At 38.7% G+C, this 18,417-nt stretch carries 13 protein-coding genes; 11 read left to right on the top strand and 2 right to left on the bottom strand.

Going from position 1 to position 18,417, the window contains the following annotated elements; translation table 11 throughout:
* The first annotated feature begins 78 nt into the window (after nucleotides 1–78).
* The 6 genes from FBB35_RS13245 (at nucleotide 79) to FBB35_RS13220 (ending at nucleotide 7,711) form a co-directional block, all read left to right on the top strand.
* On the top strand, nucleotides 79–1,734 hold the full coding sequence (locus FBB35_RS13245) for a cyclic peptide export ABC transporter (protein ID WP_174710003.1): 1,656 nt from the start codon (nucleotides 79–81) through the stop codon (nucleotides 1,732–1,734).
* The gene (locus FBB35_RS13240) at nucleotides 1,721–3,088 is read left to right on the top strand and encodes a hypothetical protein (protein ID WP_174710002.1); all 1,368 of its coding nucleotides are present in this window, start codon (nucleotides 1,721–1,723) and stop codon (nucleotides 3,086–3,088) included. The genes FBB35_RS13245 and FBB35_RS13240 overlap by 14 nt, the downstream gene beginning before the upstream one ends.
* A gap of 189 nt (nucleotides 3,089–3,277) precedes the next feature.
* The gene (locus FBB35_RS13235) at nucleotides 3,278–4,165 is read left to right on the top strand and encodes an SDR family oxidoreductase (RefSeq protein ID WP_174710001.1); all 888 of its coding nucleotides are present in this window, start codon (nucleotides 3,278–3,280) and stop codon (nucleotides 4,163–4,165) included.
* Nucleotides 4,166–4,284: 119 nt separating this feature from the next.
* A complete protein-coding gene (locus FBB35_RS35775) occupies nucleotides 4,285–4,596 on the top strand; it encodes a transposase (RefSeq protein ID WP_174713629.1) in 312 nt (103 codons plus the stop codon).
* Nucleotides 4,597–4,726: 130 nt separating this feature from the next.
* Nucleotides 4,727–5,890 (top strand): bifunctional glutamate N-acetyltransferase/amino-acid acetyltransferase ArgJ, encoded by a 1,164-nt coding sequence (gene argJ / locus FBB35_RS13225; protein WP_174710000.1) that lies wholly within the window; start codon nucleotides 4,727–4,729, stop codon nucleotides 5,888–5,890.
* A gap of 618 nt (nucleotides 5,891–6,508) precedes the next feature.
* Entirely contained in the window at nucleotides 6,509–7,711 is a 1,203-nt protein-coding gene (locus FBB35_RS13220) for an AAA family ATPase (protein WP_012408021.1), read from the top strand.
* 181 nt (nucleotides 7,712–7,892) lie between these two features.
* On the opposite strand, the gene FBB35_RS13215 is transcribed toward FBB35_RS13220, so the two are convergent.
* Together FBB35_RS13215 and FBB35_RS13210 are read right to left on the bottom strand one after the other, a co-directional pair.
* Nucleotides 7,893–8,744, bottom strand: coding sequence for a response regulator transcription factor (locus FBB35_RS13215; protein WP_174709999.1), 852 nt, complete (start codon nucleotides 8,742–8,744; stop codon nucleotides 7,893–7,895).
* 196 nt (nucleotides 8,745–8,940) lie between these two features.
* Nucleotides 8,941–10,920 (bottom strand): scytonemin biosynthesis sensor histidine kinase, encoded by a 1,980-nt coding sequence (locus FBB35_RS13210; protein ID WP_174709998.1) that lies wholly within the window; start codon nucleotides 10,918–10,920, stop codon nucleotides 8,941–8,943.
* A gap of 1,528 nt (nucleotides 10,921–12,448) precedes the next feature.
* Here FBB35_RS13210 and FBB35_RS13205 point away from each other — a divergent pair.
* The 5 genes from FBB35_RS13205 to FBB35_RS13185 all read left to right on the top strand — a co-directional run bounded on the left by FBB35_RS13205 (nucleotide 12,449) and on the right by FBB35_RS13185 (nucleotide 18,385).
* Nucleotides 12,449–12,601: a hypothetical protein gene (locus tag FBB35_RS13205; RefSeq protein WP_174709997.1), complete on the top strand. Its 153-nt coding sequence runs from the start codon at nucleotides 12,449–12,451 to the stop codon at nucleotides 12,599–12,601.
* Nucleotides 12,602–12,698: 97 nt separating this feature from the next.
* Nucleotides 12,699–14,570: a scytonemin biosynthesis protein ScyA gene (gene scyA, locus FBB35_RS13200; RefSeq protein ID WP_174709996.1), complete on the top strand. Its 1,872-nt coding sequence runs from the start codon at nucleotides 12,699–12,701 to the stop codon at nucleotides 14,568–14,570.
* Between the two features lie 424 nt (nucleotides 14,571–14,994).
* Nucleotides 14,995–16,056 carry a tryptophan dehydrogenase ScyB gene (gene scyB, locus FBB35_RS13195; protein WP_174709995.1) on the top strand — a complete coding sequence of 354 codons (1,062 nt, stop codon included), beginning with the start codon at nucleotides 14,995–14,997 and terminating at the stop codon, nucleotides 16,054–16,056.
* Nucleotides 16,057–16,078: 22 nt separating this feature from the next.
* Nucleotides 16,079–17,047, top strand: a complete 969-nt coding sequence (gene scyC, locus FBB35_RS13190; RefSeq protein ID WP_174709994.1) for a scytonemin biosynthesis cyclase/decarboxylase ScyC — start codon at nucleotides 16,079–16,081, stop codon at nucleotides 17,045–17,047.
* Nucleotides 17,048–17,104: 57 nt separating this feature from the next.
* On the top strand, nucleotides 17,105–18,385 hold the full coding sequence (locus FBB35_RS13185) for a ScyD/ScyE family protein (protein ID WP_174709993.1): 1,281 nt from the start codon (nucleotides 17,105–17,107) through the stop codon (nucleotides 18,383–18,385).
* Nucleotides 18,386–18,417 lie beyond the last annotated feature (32 nt).

The raw sequence follows: 18,417 nt of genomic DNA, 5'->3' as shown, positions 1-18,417 counted from the left end.
GTAAATGTTAGCGGTCAGATGTTTATTGACTAAGTAGCTGGCTAATGTGGCTGAATACAGTAAGTTATTAATTACGTTATGAACCTGATCCGTCTTCTATTGCGTACTTCTTCTCTTCGCCTCTGTTTTGCAATTTTAGCTGGTATTTTCAGCGGTGTCACTGCTGCTGGTCTAATTGCCCTAATTAATACGACATTAAGTCAAAACCAGCCATCAAAAACTATACTAATTTGGAGTTTTGTCGGTCTTTGTTTACTTCGGTTAATTGCTAATTTTGTTTCTCAAGTTCTATTGATACAACTTTCACAAAAAGCAATTCTCAATTTGCGGGTACTTTTAACCCGAAGTATTCTTGCCTCGCCTTTACGTCACTTAGAACAAATCGGTGCTCATAGACTTTTAGCTGTTCTTACTGAAGATATTCAAACAATCTCTAACACAGTTATTACTGTTCCTTTTGTGTGCATTAATATTGCTATTGTGATTGCCTGTCTGATTTATCTGAGTTGGTTATCTAAAATTGTCTTCCTTATAGGTATTAGCTTTATGTTCCTGGGAATATTCAGCTATTCACTACCAATGATGAAAGCCATGTCTTTTTTAAAATTGGCTCGTGAGCAAGAAGATAGATTATTTAAGCATTTCCGTAGCGTCATTCAAGGCACAAAAGAACTCAAACTACATCGCCGACGACGGCAAGCATTTCTCTCTGAAGAACTCCATACTACAGCTCTATCATTCCGCCGTCATAATGTTGTGGGTATGAGTATCTTTGCTGCGGCTGCTAGTTGGGGACAAGTTCTATTTTTTGTTGCTATTGGGTTACTTTTATTCATCATACCTACTATCAATAAAATCCCTAATACAATTCTATCTGCTTATGCTCTAACTATTATCTACTTGATATCACCTCTAGAGTACATCATGAGTATGATGCCTAGCATAACTAAAGCCTTAGTAGCTTTAAAAAAAGTGGAGTCTCTGGGTCTATCATTAGCAAATTACTCAAATGAAATTTGTGATAATGTTTCACTGGCATCAGATCAATATTGGAACTGCCTAGAACTGGTAAATATAACCCATACTTATTATCAAGAGCAGAAAGAAAGCAACTTTATCCTTGGACCTATTAACTTGAAATTCCATCCAGGAGAACTTGTTTTTATTGTAGGAGGTAATGGTAGTGGCAAGTCTACCCTCGCTAAGTTAATTAGTGGGCTTTACATCCCTGAAACAGGAAATATTTATCTAGATGACCAGATTATTGATAATCATAATTTAGAGTGGTATCGCCAGCAGTTTTCTGTAGTATTTTCCGACTTTTATCTTTTTGAACGCTTCCTGGGTTTGGATAGTAGCGATCTGGATATTCAGACTCAAAAGTACCTTATTCAATTGCAACTAGACCATAAAGTTAAGGTCAATAATAGAGTGCTTTCTACCACTGACCTTTCTCAAGGACAGCGCAAACGTCTCGCTCTAGTTACTGCCTATTTAGAAGACCGTCCCATCTATATGTTTGATGAGTGGGCATCAGATCAAGATCCTGTATTCAAGGAAATTTTCTACACTCAACTTCTGGTTGAGCTAAAGAAGAGAGGAAAAACTGTACTAGTTATTAGTCATGACGACCAATATTTTTACCTAGCAGATCGGATTGTCAAGCTGGAATACGGTCAAGTGAAAACTGAACATTTAAATATTGGAAAGGAGCAAAGCAATGTTTTTGAATAATTTCTTCAAAAGATATGAGCAGTCCAGCAATTTTTTAGAAGAAGATATAATTACATTACGAGAAAAACAAAATAGAGCTTTAGAGGAAGATGTAAAATCTGTTATGTATTATAGAACTTGGATTCAAACTCAAACTAATCATACTTTTGAGAACACTCGGATATTAGGAATAGTTGCAGCTACTAAAGGAGCCGAAAATTATTTACCTCATACTATCCCTAAAATTATTCAACAAATTTCGGAAATAGGGATGATGGCTGATATAGTCATTGGTTTAAATAATGGTTTTGAATGTCCAACTGTTATCCATCATTTGAGTTTGCTGTCAAATATCCAAATCATTCATCTATATACTAAGGAAAAGGTAGCAAACAATATTGCAGCACCAGTATTTGATAATTTGAACTATAAAGGAAAACCATATTGTTTGACTAATATTGATCCTCAGCAATGCAGACATAGAATATTTGTGTTGCATCAAAAACAGGGACAACATTCAGCTGGTAAAATTAGGGTTTTGGGAGATATTTATGGTTCATTACTGCTCAATAGTATCCAAAATGGATGGATACCACCTGCTATTTTGGTAACTTTTGATGCTGAATCTCAGTTTTTAGAAACACTAAATTCTTCAATTATAGATATAGAGTCTAATGGATTAAAAATAATAGTAAATTATCTGCAAAAGCACCATAAAATAGATATTTTAGGTACAAGAAATAAGTTCGCTGTTTACCAAAAAGCAATACTAAATGGAATTGAAGTTTTACTGCCTAATTTTAGTGAGCAAGTGCCTCCTATCCAATGGTTTATAGATATTGTTCACGGTAGATTCAGCGGCTTTCAGTGTAAATGGGGAGGAGGCACATTTGGTAGAACTGATGTGATATTTAGCTTGTTAGTAGTGATTTCTAGAAATTATCCAGGTATCAGGGTTGAAGATACTCAACTTACTATCTTAGCCAAGTATGCAGGTTTTATAGGTGACATATTTTTAGATGTCATTTCTACAAATAGAACTCCCAGTATGACAGATATGACAATGGAAAATCCCCCAAAAAAAGCTTGGATAGGACAAATATATAGATGGTTAGTTTGTACTTATCCATTAAAATTACTTTATGGAAAACATAACATTGGGATGTTGGTGAATGATGGCTTTCCTTGGTTTACTTTTACTAATCCGATTGCATTCTTGAAATTAGTTATGGGAAATGAAAAAATAAACATATTCACAGTAATTAAAAAAATAAAACTTTTGATGATTGCCTGCTTGACTTTTCAAAAACTCCAAAAAGATAGCAGAAAAAATCCTGATATATTACAGGGTAGCGAAGCAAAAGCTTTTTGGTGAAAGAATCAGATTGAGTAGAAATAAAATATAGCGCAAAGTTTTAGATTACTTAATTTACATTACTAAGTAATAGAAGTGCAGCAAAAGATAACTGTAAAATAAATAAGATAGGTTCTCTAAAAAAGCTGTTATTTAACTTCATTTTGTCAAATATGATAACAGCAATACGCTCAAGGATAAGGTGTTTTTATGACAACTTTAACAGGTAAAATAGTACTTTTAACAGGTGCATCACGTGGTTTAGGAGCATACATTGCCCGCGCTCTAGCTAGAGAGCAAGCAACTGTGGTTTGCGTTTCTCGTTTTAAGTCAGGACTAGACATAACATGCACTCAAATTAAAGCCTTGGGTGGGAAAGCAATAAGTATTCCATTTGATATTAAAAACGTTGCAGAATTATCAAATCTCAAGCAGCAGATTAATAAAGTTGTAGGCCCAGTTGATATTATCATTAATAATGCTGGCATAGAAATTTACCGAGATTTCGTTGATTATTCTCTAGAGGATATTCAGTCAATATTGACAGTTAATCTACTCGCAGCTACTGAATTAACTCGTTTGTTTTTGCCAAGCATGTTAGAGCGGCGTAGTGGTCATATTGTTAATATTGCCTCTCTAGCAGGTAAAAAGGGAGTCCCTTACAACAGCATTTATTCTGCGAGTAAAGCTGGTCTGGTTATGTGGACTGATGCGATGCGGCAAGAATTAGCTGCTACTAATACTAATATATCGGTGATCTGTCCAGGATATATTTCTGAAACTGGCATGACTGTTAATAGTCGCGTGCCTGCTCCTTGGTTAGCAGGTATATCTACACCAACAGATGTAGCAAATGCAGTAATTAGAGCTATTAAAAAAAACAAGGCAGAGGTAATTGTTAATAAAAATCTATTAACAGAAAATATGACCAAACTAATGTTTGCTATTGGGCAATTTTTTCCAGAATTTGTAGATTCAGTTTATCATCATTTGGATGTAGTTAAGCTGAACAAAAGGCGTGCAAATGTGACAAATTTTACCACAGATCAGAGCAATATTCCAGTTCATCATTATGGGATATACCACAAAAAGAGTTAGATGAAGAAATTGACGGTAGTATTTAAATCCGTTTATAACTTTTAGGCTACTTCGAGGGTAATGGCGATCGCTCTTGTGATAGATAGACTCATACCAAAGCCAGTTGTATGAAATAAGCGATCGCTATTCATTTAGGCTCGGATTATGCAATTTTACAGATTGACCAAGCGCCGGCTTATACAAGTTCAGCGATTAGCTGGCAAGAGTTTATTATTCCTCTATTTCAACCACCATCGGCTCCTGAACTCAATCCTATCAAAAGGCTTTGGCAAGCTCTCAAGAAACCTCTCAAAAATCAACTTTTCTCTTCTTTACAAGCTTTACGCGAACGCATCCAAGAGATATTCGACCAACTTACATTTGAGCAAGTAATTTCTGTCTGTTCTTATAACTTTATCCTAGAAGCTCTTTTCTATGCAGCTTCACATTAAATTGGTATTAGATGAGAATTTCATAAATAAAATTTATCCTACACATCAGTTATTTGAGGTATATGTATACCTCAAATAGCTGATTGCCAATGGTATGAGATAATTAAAGTAAATTATTAAATCTAGAAAAATGCCATTAACGATATCTTCCGCACCTCAAGGTTTTAGTGCATTTATTACTAATTTAGGAATACGAGATACAACTGATGATTTTGTATTTATTAAATCAGAAGTTCCTTGTGTTGCTGATGGAGTCTTTACTCAAAGTCTTTTCGCCGGGCCAAGTGTCACTATTAGCCGCGAGAATTTAAAAGATTCACAAGTACAAGGAATTGTCGTTATATCTAAGAATGCAAATGTTGCTAATGGTGCTATCGGCATCGCTGATGCCCAAGAGGTTTTAGAATTAGTTGCAACGGAAACTGGAATTGCTGCACATAACATTGTGATAGCTTCTACAGGCGTAATTGGCAGGCGTTATCCAATTGAAAAAATTCGAGCAGGTTTATTAGGATTAGGGAAAAAATTGACTCCTGCTGATTTTAATGCCGCAGCCGGTGGTATTATGACCACCGATACAGTATCAAAACTAGCTACACGACAAATAGGAAATGCCAAGCTGGTAGGAATTGCCAAAGGTGTTGGCATGATTGAGCCTAATATGGCTACTCTCTTAACTTTCTTTTTTACTGATGCGGCAATTTCTGCAAATAGCCTTCGTTCTATTTTTCGCTTTACTATAGATAAAACCTTTAACTGCCTGAGTGTAGACACTGACACTTCTACTAGTGACTCCGCCGTGATTCTAGCTAATGGAATAGCCGGTGAAGTTTCAGAAGCAGATTTTGCCAGTGCATTGCAAGAAGTTGCACAAGAATTAGTGTTGAAAATTGCCAGAGATGCAGAAGGTGCCACCAAAATTATTGAGGTGACTGTAGATTCAGCTATTAACTATGTACAAGCGAAAAAAGTAGCTAAAGCAATTGTCAATTCACCATTAGTAAAAACCGCCGTCTATGGGGCAGATCCGAATTGGGGACGAGTTGCGATGGCTATAGGTAAATGTGAAAATGAACAGCAGATCAATCCAGAAGGAATTGTTATTAGTTTTGATGACGTGAAAGTTTATCCTAGTAGTTTAACTAATGAAAATCTGGAACAATTGCGGCAAATTATGTCCCAAGACAAAGTAGATATTCATGTTAGCCTCAATATTGGCGAAGCTTCTGCAACTGTATGGGGTTGCGATCTTTCAGAGGGTTATATAGAAATTAATGGCAAATATTCAACTTGATTAACAAGAAGAGACGCGAAATTGCACTAGGCTTCAAACCGCTACGCTAATGTCTTGTTGTGTTAACGCGTCTCTACATATAGGAATTTGATTTGATTTTTGTTCGCGTGGACAAAAAAGAGGCAAGAGGCAATAGGAAAGAAGGGTTTTTGAGTTGTACGGAGTTTTTTCAAAAATCAAATATGAGTCCTATAGCTTGGATAGATTCTACACAAATTTGCAATAGCTGGGGTTGAAGCCTCAGTAACACAGCATAGCTGCCCTCTGCATCGGTAATATTTGGAACCTCACCTTGCTATCTGGGAGAGAAACTTTGGCATCAGCCAAAAGTGGGATTATGTGCTTTCGGACATGATATCAGTCAGAAGTGTAGAGATGGATAAATGATGGAGGGACATTAAGAGGTAATTGCTTTGTCAAAAAAGTTGACGCAGGTAGTCTTTGTGTAATATAGTGTGTTACACAGGTAATGAGTTAGATTAAAAAAACTTCCTAGCCAGTACAGCACGGTGAAAATAAAATTACCATTTGTATGCAAGTAGTCGATATTACAAGAAAAATTTTAAAATCTCATATTTAACACAAATAGCTCTATTAACGCTGCATAACTAAACAAATATGGATTTTGACTATTTTAGAAGCAATGAAGGCACTCCTACAAATAATACCCGCCAAAGCTTGCTTGCTAGCGGTTGGCGACCGTTTAACCGAGAGTTAGATTGGGGGTTTTTGTGGCAACTGTTGTATAGTGACTCCCGCGAATTAACTCAAAAAAGTTTGAATTTAGCAAGTAATGTTGCTGATATTTTGGGACGAAATAATTATGCTTGGTGGGCTAATTTATTAAATATTGTATCTGATAATACCCGCTACGAAGTGGAAAAATTTTGGAATTACATCACACCAGATCCTCAATCACCAGATCATCGCTACAAAGATGTTTTGAGTACGGAAACGCCTATTGTTCAATTTGTCAGTCGTAGTAGCATTCCCATTGATTATGTTCTTAACCGACTGCAAGAAATTACTGTACTGCGAGTTTTAGGTGTGTTGGGTAATCCTGATATTATTACTCAGTATTATTCAGAAAGAGATTTTTATTTTCCTATAGATAGATTTGTTAGCTGGGAACGCTTAGATGTGATTAATACTGTTTATGCTTACTGGGCAAAGCATGACGTTTGGTTGCAAATTGATCCCTACGATCGCGGGCGGCGACAATATAGTTTAATGGCGAGAAATCTTGCCCCACTAATTAACAAGGCGACTTACGACTTGGCAGTTATGCTGAGTGGATATCAAAGTCGTGTAGGTAAAGTTCACAGCCAATTTCCCATTCGCACATTTCCGGCAGATATTCAACAGTTTACAGATGCTGTACAGCAAGCGATTCTGAATCAAAACCAGTTAGCGGTTGTTGTACATGGGAAACCAGGTACTGGTAAAACAGTCTGGACACAAGCTGTAGCAAAAGAAATTCTTGTACCTTTAGGGTATGTAATTTTTATTTTAGATCATGATGCGATCGCTAATTTTGTCCCCCCAACTTACATAGAGCGTATTTGTATCGTTATTAACGAAGCTGATAATCTAGCGCAAAACCGCGCTTCTGAGGTAGCGCAATACAATAACAAAACCGAACACATTCTCAGTTTGCTGGATGGTACTTTGTATCAAAGTGTCATTGATGAGTCTGGTATTCAGATGCAGCAACGATTAGTTGTCTTGATGACTTGTAACACTACTGAGAGATTAGATCCAGCCATGTTGCGTAAGGGCAGGGTGGATTTAATATATGAGTTTACGCAACTATTTATTTGAGGCAGGGGGCAGAGGGACAAGGAGGACAAAGGGACAAGGGGGAATTATAGAATAAGTCTCTCCCTTGTCTCCCCCCTCTTCCTTGTCTACCTTGTCTCTTCTTCATTCCCAATTCCCAATTCCCAATTCCCAATTTCCAATTCCAGTTTTAGTCTAAATGAAAATTGCTGTATTTTTACTGTTACCAGAGTTTCACCTGTTTTTGGGATACAAGCTGATGCTGTTTGCGCCAAGCTTGGGGAGGTAAACCGTGATGTTGGCGAAACTGACGAGAAAAATGAGACACATCTTGATAACCTAATGCTTTGGCGATCTTCTCGATAGTCTGATTATTATTTTGGAGTAAAAAACGAGCGCCTGCCATTCGGCGTTTGACAATCCAGCAGTTTACAGTCTCTCCCGTTTGCCTTGCGACTCGATTAGTTAAGTAAGCAGGTGAGTAACCAACAGCAACAGCCACATCACACAAAGTGATTCCTTGGTGATAATGGGCTTCGATAAAGTCAAAAACTTCTTTTAATTGGGGAATGCTAGGAAATATTGACTTAGAAGGGATTGTAGGTTCTTCAGGTGCGATCGCAGCTGTAGGATTATCTAGAATTACTGATTTTGGAGCTTTCTCAAATTTCATAGCCCACCAGTATTGCAGAGTAGCTTGCTTTTGTAGTCGGATAGCGATCGCTCTGAGCAATTCGTCTAGTGTCGAGGGTTTGGTAAGATAGTCATCTGCTCCCAATTCCATAGCTTTGCGAACATCTGCTTTGTTACTACTCCCAGTCAGAAAAATAAAAGGAATAATTGCCGTAAGAGGATCTTGGCGTAGCGTACTTAAAACGCTATAACCATCCATATCAGGCATCGTGATATCGCAAATTACTAAGTCGGGTATACACTCTTGTGCTTGTTGGATACCAGCAAGACCGTTGTTAGCACTGATTGTATCAAAACCTTTAGCCTTAAGACCTTTTAAATAAAGATCGCGGGTAACATTATCATCTTCAATGACGAGAATTTTATTTGATGATTCGTACATAATTTTTTATTACCATATCTTTTAGCAGAAGCTGGTTAATATTAAACTGTGACGGAATTTTGCCAGTTTAGTTGGATTTACGCCGTGCTGTACTCAACTTTTTAGGGAGTATGGAAATAGGCATAAACTTAATTACTTTGTTCCGAGAGTTTTGATTGTTAAGTTGTTAATTAATAACTAATCTTGATTTCAACATTCATAACTCGGAACTATTAAACTCTGACTTGATTAATGCCAACGTCACAGTAAACGTAGTGCCCACACCAAGTTGACTTTCCACAGATACTTGACCATGATGTAAGTCTACTAAGGTTTTAAGAATTGACAGTCCTAGTCCAGTGCCAGGTATGTGATCGATATTAGTTCCACGGTAAAATGGTTCAAATATTCGTTGTTGATCTAGCGCTGAAATACCAATACCTCTATCTTCGACCTGGAAAATTACTTGCTCATTTTGGCAAGCAAGTCTCAAATCAACTGTCATACCAGAAAGAGAATATTTTATTGCATTATCGAGCAAATTTTTTAAAATCGGCTCTAACAATTTTTTGTCTATGCAGGCTGTTAGAGAATTTTCTTGAGTGATAAAATTAATCGGAATTTTGCTAATGCTCATCTGCATTTCTGCAACTAAGTCATTACAGAAATCAACTAAATCAAGTGGTTTTGGCTCATAGTTTATTTTTGCTGCTTCTGCCTTAGAGAAGAATAAAATATCATCCAACATCTGACCAAGTTGTTCGGTGGCTTTTTGAATGTGATCCAGCAATGGTTGGATTTTCTTCTGTGTACGTTTGTCTACTTCTTCCTTTAATAAACTATTAGAAAATGAAACAATATTCAACGGTGTACGGAATTGATGGCAAACCATAGAAAGAAAACGCGCTCTAAGTTCGCTAAGTTGTTTTGCTTGTTCTAAAGCTTGGTTAAGACCTAATTCTGCATATTTATAATCGGTAATATCAATGCCTGCAATCATTTCTACTGGTTTTCCACCAAAATCTAGCACTCCATCTAGCATTACAACTGCACAAGCTAGCCATCGCTCCGTACCGCTTTTTGTCAGAATATTCATCTCCTGGTATTCAAAGTTAGTTGCTTCACTCTGCTTACGTACCTGTCTGCGTCTTTTGCTTTTAATCAGTCGGCGAAGATCAAAACCCGTTAACAGTTCCTCTTTTGTGTAACCAGTCAGTTGCTCTACTGCTGGATTTATGTAGCAAAGCCGCGTACCTTGAATTAGAAAAGTGCTGGTATCCGTTGTCTCGGCTAAAGTCCGAAATCTAACTGCGTTTAGCCGCAATGCCTCTTCAGTCTGTTTCGATTCAGTAATGTCCCAAATACTCCAGACTCTACCAATAATTTTGCCATCCAACAAGTGGGGCTTAGAGTAGTGTGCAAAAACTCTCCCATCTTTCAATTCCAGAATATCATAGCTCTCGAAATCAGATTGGCTAGACACTTCCCAAATTAGTCGATTAAAGGCTTGTGGATCTTTAAGTTGATTCTCAAAAAAGGCTTTGCATCGAGGACATTTCTTAGATAATATTAAAGACTCCGGAATCTGCCACATATCCACAAATTTCTGATTCAAGCTCAGAATATCTCCCTCAGAGTTAACTGCAACAATACCAATTGCAGTAGATTCGAGAGTAGAACGAAGTAAAGAAAGAGATGCTTCTAGTTCTATTTCTTTTGATTTGAGTTGAGAAAATTCCTGCTGCAAATTATCTTTGGCATCCCTTAATTCATCAGTCCACTTTTGCACACTCAGTTCTACTATTTCATCACTTATTTCCCGAACAAAAGCACAGCCAAATTCTATATCTTGTTGTTTTACATAGCTAATGGATATTTCTACCAGAAAGATCCGCCCTCCTTTTGTGCAGTAGCGAGATTTAAAGGTAAGAGAACCTTCTGAGTTAATATTTGACCAGTTGTGTAAAGAAAAATCTACGTCTATATCTTGCAACCTCATGGAAAGTAATTCCTTACGGGAATACTCAGTCATCTGGCAAGTGGCATCGTTGACATAGAGAAACTGTGCATTTTCTCCTAAACAAAAGGCAGCATCTACAGCTTGATTTATTAGAAAGTGAGCAAACTTCATTTCTATTTCTGGCTGTAGTGACCATTGAGTGTTTGATCTAGCTAATGTATAATCGCCAGAATTCATATCCCTACTTCCTCCTGGTAATTAATCAGCACCATAGCCATTAATAAGTTGATAATCATAACTAACTAAAAACTCTGGTGCAGTGTTAAGCAGTTAAAAAATAAAATTAGTTAGTAAATTTAAAAAAAGATTAATAACTAATTTAACAAAACTTATTATACCAATAAAAAGAGAATAATTGAACCAGTTTTTCCTGAAAAAATTCAATATTTAATTTAAAATTTTGATGCATGCAAAAAATAGACAAATCAAATCTCTATTAGTCAATAGACCCTACTAACTAAGAGTTGAAAGTTGTCAATCTATTAAGTAGAAAATATATTTTAAATTTAAACTACTACTACTTCTGGTAATCTGTAATTACCCTTACGTAAGGTGTTTAGACATTTAAAATGGGTGGCTTATTTCAGCCAAACTGTCCTAGTACAGGAATGCAGAAATTTGTGTACCTTTAACAAGTAAGGAGTGTAACCTGAGCCATAGGTAAGGAATAGTTCACTAACCCAAATTTACTGAGTTTCGACTGGTAAACGGTTAAATGAGAAAAATTTTTGTTCCTTAACCTTTCCGAGGGAAAGGACTTTGGCCAAATACTCCTGTAGAGTCGTTTGATTATCAACATAAATGAATTTACCGGGCTTGGCTAGGGTTGAATCAAAAAATTTTAACTCATTAGTTCATTTTATTAATTTATCTTAACTTACTCTATCAGGGATTTAACTATAGAAAAATATGCTTAGTCATCCGTCGCAAGAAATACATTTACATAACATGAACACGTATCAATTGCGTATAACGTTGTGTTTGTTTTGTCATAAAGCAACATTTTAAGGAAAATCTACGTTACTTTTGATAAATCGCCAGAGGCTAGAAAGGGAGTTTTAGAGGGGTTTAGGCTTAAATGCCTAATCTCTTTTCTCAAAGAATACCTACTCAACGCTTAATCATCTCTCGCAGGATATATAAAAAGTGAAGTAACTATGTCTTTATCGTTACAAATAATTGACTAGATGAGTTTTTGGTGGCAATATAAAAACCGCTAAACTGTTGTAGCTCGGCTTATGCTACAAGTCAAATTCAAGAGTTAATACGGAAGACAGGCAGTTACCAATTTGCAAGCACGTGGGCAAAAAAGTAAAAGAATTGTCATCTTTATCAAAAGATTTTCTATTGTAAATTTGGTCATGTAGCTCAGTAGCGATTGCAGAATATCAATTTTTCAGAATCACTAAGTTGAAAATGTTGTAATAGTTATACAAGCGAAAGAATTGCCACTTTTATCGAAAGATTTATCATTGCAGATATGCTTTAGTTGTAGTATTCAGCAGAAATTAATAATCTATCCAGAGAGTTTAATGAATAGGTTGGTGTGATTAAAGACAACTATGTAAAGCTTTGTAAAAATTCTGAGATATGCTTGAGTTAAGGTTAATAGCTTGTTTACATACTTTTACTTAAGTAGTTTTTCCCTGCCAACCTACTTAAGTACTGTAGAAGCGAAAAATTTGACACCTCCATCAAAAGATTCTTGATTGCATATCAGTTATCATCCCCTCTATTGTGGTTCTTAGAAGCACAGCCTTACTTGCTGTATCCTTTGCAAAAATCTTTTGGTAGTGCTATCACAACCATCAACCAGCAGCAATCAACCGTTTCTACTATCGTTCAAACTCGGTCATAGCTGTGATAAACAACAGAGTTGTTCATATTAAATATTGCTAGCGCTGTGATTGTAAACTAAAAAGCCTTTGTGTAACTTTATGTAATTAAGTGAAACCATGAGTCAAAACTATACTGGTTCCAACTCTCCTCTCATCACTACTGAGCCATACAAAGAATTTCCAGCAAATAGATATGTAGAATCTTCTCGTCAGCTTGATGAATCGGAGAATAACGGGGGAACTCAGCCTTTTTTAAAGGATGAAACATCAGCAACGCTCTCAGTTGCCGATGCGATCGCTCAGATGTTGGTAAATTTGGGAGTAAGCTACGCTTTTGGTGTCGCAGGTGGCGCGATGGCAAGCCTTTGGGGTGCGCTATCAAATAGCAGTATCGAGGTGTTAAACTTCCGCCATGAAGCAGGAGCAGCCTTTGCAGCCACCGAAGCATACTTTGCCAATAATCGCCCCACTGTAGTTTTTACCACAGCCGGGCCGGGGATCACTAATGCGCTGACCGGGTTATTTGCGGCTCGTGGTGAAGGTGCAAAGGTGATTTTGCTATCGGCTTGCACCTCTGCACCGCAACGTGGACGTTGGGCAATTCAAGAAACCAGCACTTATACATTGCCCAGTGGGGGAATTTTTACCCCAGGAGCGCTATTCAACTATGCAATCACTATTGAATCTGCGGCTCAACTACCGCAGATTTTCCGCAAACTTGCTTTAGCTATGGCGCAACCAGGCGGATTTGTCGCTCATTTGAGTATTCCCACCGCAGTGCAGACAAGTTTAGTTGAGGATGTAGCTTTACCCCAACTAGATGTTACTCCGTTTCCGATGACTCCTGCCAAAGAAGCGATCGCTAAATCGGTAGAGTTATTATCATCCGGCCCCTTTGCCATCTGGGTTGGTTTCGGTGCGCGTGACGCAGCAGCCGAAATCCTCCAACTCGCAGAAAAAACTGGAGCCGCCGTTATCTGCTCACCTCGTGGTAAAGGGATCTTTCCCGAAGATCATCCCCAGTTTGTGGGTGTCACAGGTTTAGGTGGTCATGCTTCCGTCTTAACTTATATGGAACAGCAACCTCCACTACGCACACTCGTATTAGGAACCCGCCTTGGTGAACCGACTTCCTTCTGGAGTTCGGCGCTAGTTCCAAAAGAAGGTTTCATCCATGTAGATATTGACCCAGAAGTGCCAGGTGTAGCCTATCCACACGTTGAAACTTTTGGGGTTCGGTCTGATATCAAAGCTTTTGTGGAAGAGTTATTGGAGCAATTACCAGATGCTCCTCGTTCCACAACTTTGTCGCTACCTCATCCAGAACGCAAAGCAATTGAACCTGCACCAGACATAGATTATCCAGTGCGGCCAGAAGTATTGATGGCAGCAATTCAAAAGATCATTGTTGAAGGTAGTGATGCGGTAGTAATGGCGGAGTGTGGTAACTCGTTTACTTGGTCAACGCATCTACTGCAATTTTCCGAAGCCAATCGGTACCGAGTCAGCACCGGAGTCGGTGCAATGGGTCACGCTGTCACAGGAGTGTTGGGTGCAGCACTGGCGAACAATAGCAAAGCTGTAGGAATTGTCGGCGATGGAGCAATGCTGATGAATAACGAAATCAGTACCGCCGTGAAATACAAAATTCCAGCGATTTGGATTGTCCTCAACGATGCACGTTACAACATGTGCCATCAAGGGATGAAAATCTTGGGATTAAAGGGCGCAGATGCCACACTTCCACCAACAAACTTCGCCATGATTGCTCGTGGGATGGGAGCAGAAGCGATCGTGGTTGTTAGAGAGTCGGATATTGAAGCGGCATTAGAACAAGCGATCGCATCATCTGTTCCCTTTCTCATTGATGTCGTAATTGACGCTGACCGTCCAGCACCTTCTGGTGGACGTAATAAGAGTTTGGCAGCACAAGGAATTAAATCAACAGCTAAAAATGGAGCCAAGCAAGTTTCATTTCCAATGGTTTGATTTTAAAAGCTGGGAATCGAATCAGATTCTTATAGACACTACTCTCTACCGACTCGAAGATTTTTTGAACGAACCGCAAAGGACGCAAAGGACGCAAAGGAAGAGATAAGTAATCTTGTGACGGGAAGAGACTAAAACACGAGAGCATTACAATCTTTCAAAAATTCACGACACTGATGCAAAAACTCTTTACAACTCTCTTACCTTTGCGCCCTTCTCTAACGAGACGCTGCGCGAACGCGGTTCGTTTCCTCATTTTCTATATTCCAGCCAATAACTAAATTTATCAAACTGGAACTTCAAATATTTGCTTTTTAACTTCACTTAATCTTAATATTCCAGCCTGCTTTTGTGTCTATATCTTTACATTTTGTAATGCTAATTACTTTCTCTAACCAATTCCAAACAATATCGAGAGGTCAAAATGCTGCTATTTGAAACCGTTAGAGAAATGGGTCACGAACAAGTTCTTTTTTGTCATGGTAAAAATCCCGAAATTAAGGCAATTATTGCCATACATGACACGACATTGGGTCCAGCAATGGGAGCTACAAGACTCATGCCTTATGTCAACGAAGAAGCTGCTTTAAAAGACGCACTTCGTCTCAGTCGGGGGATGACATATAAAGCCGCCTGTGCAAATATTCCGGCTGGTGGTGGCAAAGCAGTTATTATTGCTAATCCTGAAAATAAAACAGATGATCTTTTGAGAGCCTACGGACGTTTTGTTAACAGCCTCAATGGGCGTTTTATTACTGGACAAGATGTCAATATTTCCCCTGATGATGTCAGAACAATCAGCCAAGAAACTAAACATGTTGTTGGAGTATCAGAAAAATCTGGCGGACCTGCTCCCATCACATCATTAGGAGTTTTTCTAGGAATTAAAGCTGCTGTAGAGTCTCGTTGGCAGAGCAAAAGACTTGATGGCATGAAAGTTGCAGTTCAAGGCTTAGGTAATGTCGGTAAAAATCTCTGTCGCCACTTACATGAGCATGATGTCAAGCTTTTTGTTAGCGATGTAGATCCAGCAAAAGCGGAAGAAGCAAAACGGCTTTTTGGCGCAACAGTTGTAGAACCAAGCGAAATTTACTCTCTTGATGTAGATATTTTTGCTCCTTGCGCTCTTGGAGGAATTCTTAACAGTCATACAATTCCTTTTTTACAAGCCTCTATTATTGCTGGTGCAGCTAATAATCAATTGGAAAATGAGCAATTACATAGTCAAATGCTTACCAAAAAGGGAATTCTGTACAGCCCAGATTATGTAATTAATGCTGGAGGACTGATCAACGTTTACAACGAGATGATTGGTTATGACGAAGAAAAAGCTTTCAAACAAGTGCATAACATTTATGACACGCTATTAGCAATTTTTGAGCTTGCCAAAGTTCAGGGAGTTACTACCAACGATGCTGCTAAACGATTAGCAGAAGACCGCATCAAGAATAGTAAGCGCAGCAACCCTAAAGCGATCGCAGCTTAATTATTATCTTAAGGAGTGAGAAGTGGAAAAAAATACTTTTGCAACATCAGCTTACATTGCTACTTCACCAGAGAGTACTTTTGAATATCTTTGTAGTTTAAAAAATCTGGATGAGTGGACTCTTTATAGCCGGATGAAAGAGCAAATTGATGAAGATACTTGGCTCGGAACTGCATCCGGCTATCACACAAATCTCTATTATCACGTTAAAAAACTGCAAAATCCGCTTTTCTACGGCATTGAATGGCACTGTGGATTAGAGTACCAAAAATATTTTCAAGTTTACCCTGTTTTGCTGTTCCCCACCGACTACATCGAGCCGGGGACAGATGAAAAGGGCGTGTATTTTCACTGGTTAAGCTTTGTCGATCCCAAACGACAAACTCAGATGATTATGCAGGGAATTCATACAGTCCATACTTCTGAATGCCGTTCTCTTAAAGGTAATTTGGAACGTAAAGCTGGTTTGACCTCAGCAGCCAAAGGAAGCCACTTTATCGATACAGACACCATTTATGTTGATGCCCCAATTGAAATCGGCATTGAATACTTAAAAGACTTACAAAATGTAGATGAGTGGGCGCATTTACTCCATCCAAATGGTGATATTACTTCTGAATCAGGCGAATTTAAAGATGAATATGACCAAAAGGTAAAAGTTTCTGTACGAGTTCATAGTCTGAGTAAATACTACTTACTTGAACAAGAATACTTTTATCCAGATTACGAATATTATCAGCGTTCTGTCGCGTTACTTATTCCAACCGCTTATGCTTTCGCTGACCCCGAAGCTTCTGGTTTCATCCTGCATCGAATCACATTTTGGAAAACCGATGGAACTATAAGCCACGGCAAACTTCAAATTGAAGACTTTGGCGCTGAGAGCATGAACATCAAACGTTTACTCGAAGCCAAAGCTGGCAACCTCAAATCATTTGATCGAGGAATGAGCTATCTGCCAAAAATTCAAGAATCCCTAGTTACTAATTAAAATCTCTGCGTTTAAAGTTTACCCCTCAATTCCCCATCATTAGCCGGATTGCAACACATGAACCTGAAGCCATTCACTATTACTATCCTCACTTTTTGTGTTGCCGCTTTTTCTGGAATGAAAGCTGCGTCAGCCGCATCCTTTTCAGTAATCGCCGACGGTCTATATAATGCTGGCGGTCTGAGCTTTGGTCCTGATGGTAATCTCTATGTTACAGAGGCGGGAATAGGGGGAAGTGGCGCTTGCGTTCCACCAGCAAGTGGTCAAGGCGATTCTCTATGCTATGGCACAAGTGGAGCAGTTACCAAAATTGAGAATGGTAAGACCGAACGCATACTTACAGGACTTCCTTCCTTAGCATTACCAGATGGTACTGGAGCCGCAGGCCCTCGTGATATTAAATTTGATGCTAAAGGTAAACCTTATGTTCTGATTGGATATGCGGCTAATCCGGCTTTTCGCGATCGCAATTTAGGTTACACTGACCTCGGAAAAATCATTGCTCCCGACTTCAATACCAACTCCTGGACGAGTGTTGCTGATTTAGCTAACTATGAACTCGCCAACAATCCCGACAGTGGTGATGTCGGTAGCAATCCCTTGGGTTTTGTAATAGATGGCAATAAGTTAGTTGCAGTTGATGCAGGTGCAAACGACTTACTCAGTGTTAATGCTGATGGAAGAAATCTGCAAGCTATCACCACGTTTCCTGAAGACATATTAGCTAATCCCGTCTTCCCACCCTCCGGTACTCCATCCAATGAACTGGCGCAAGTGCCATCTCAAGATGAAGAGGTGCGATCGCAGTTTGCAACCCAAGCAGTACCCTCAAATGTGGCAAAAGGGCCTGATGGTGCTTATTACGTCAGTCAATTTACTGGTTTTCCCTTTCCTGAAGGCGGGGCAAAAATCTATCGAGTCGGTGCTGATGGTAAATCATCAGTCTTCGCCGATGGTTTTACCCAACTCACCGACTTGGAATTTGATACTGAAGGCAATTTATATGCTTTGCAGTACGCCAATCAGTCAGCTTGGAAGGGTGATTTTGATGGTTCCGTCATCAAAATAGCTGCCGATGGCACTCGCACAACTCTGCTGAGTGGCAATGGATTAGAGTCACCTAGCGCCTTGACTATTGGTTCGGATGGTGCAGTATACGTCACAAACCGAGGCGATCGCCCTGGATTTGGACAAGTTCTCAAAATTGAGAATACCAAATCTATCCCTGAACCTGATTCGACTTTAGGCGTATTAGCGATCGCTGCTTTTGGTGTTGGTTGCTTGCACAAAAAGAGAAGCCCTAAACCTCCCATAAATGGAGCCGTGGCGCTCAAGTAAAGAGTTTCAAACCAATTCTGCATTCCTCAAAG

This window comes from Nostoc sp. TCL240-02 (assembly GCF_013343235.1).
Classification (GTDB): Bacteria; Cyanobacteriota; Cyanobacteriia; order Cyanobacteriales; family Nostocaceae; genus Nostoc.
Note: the sequence above shows the minus strand (reverse complement) of the source record. Positions and strands in the feature narration are given on the sequence as shown.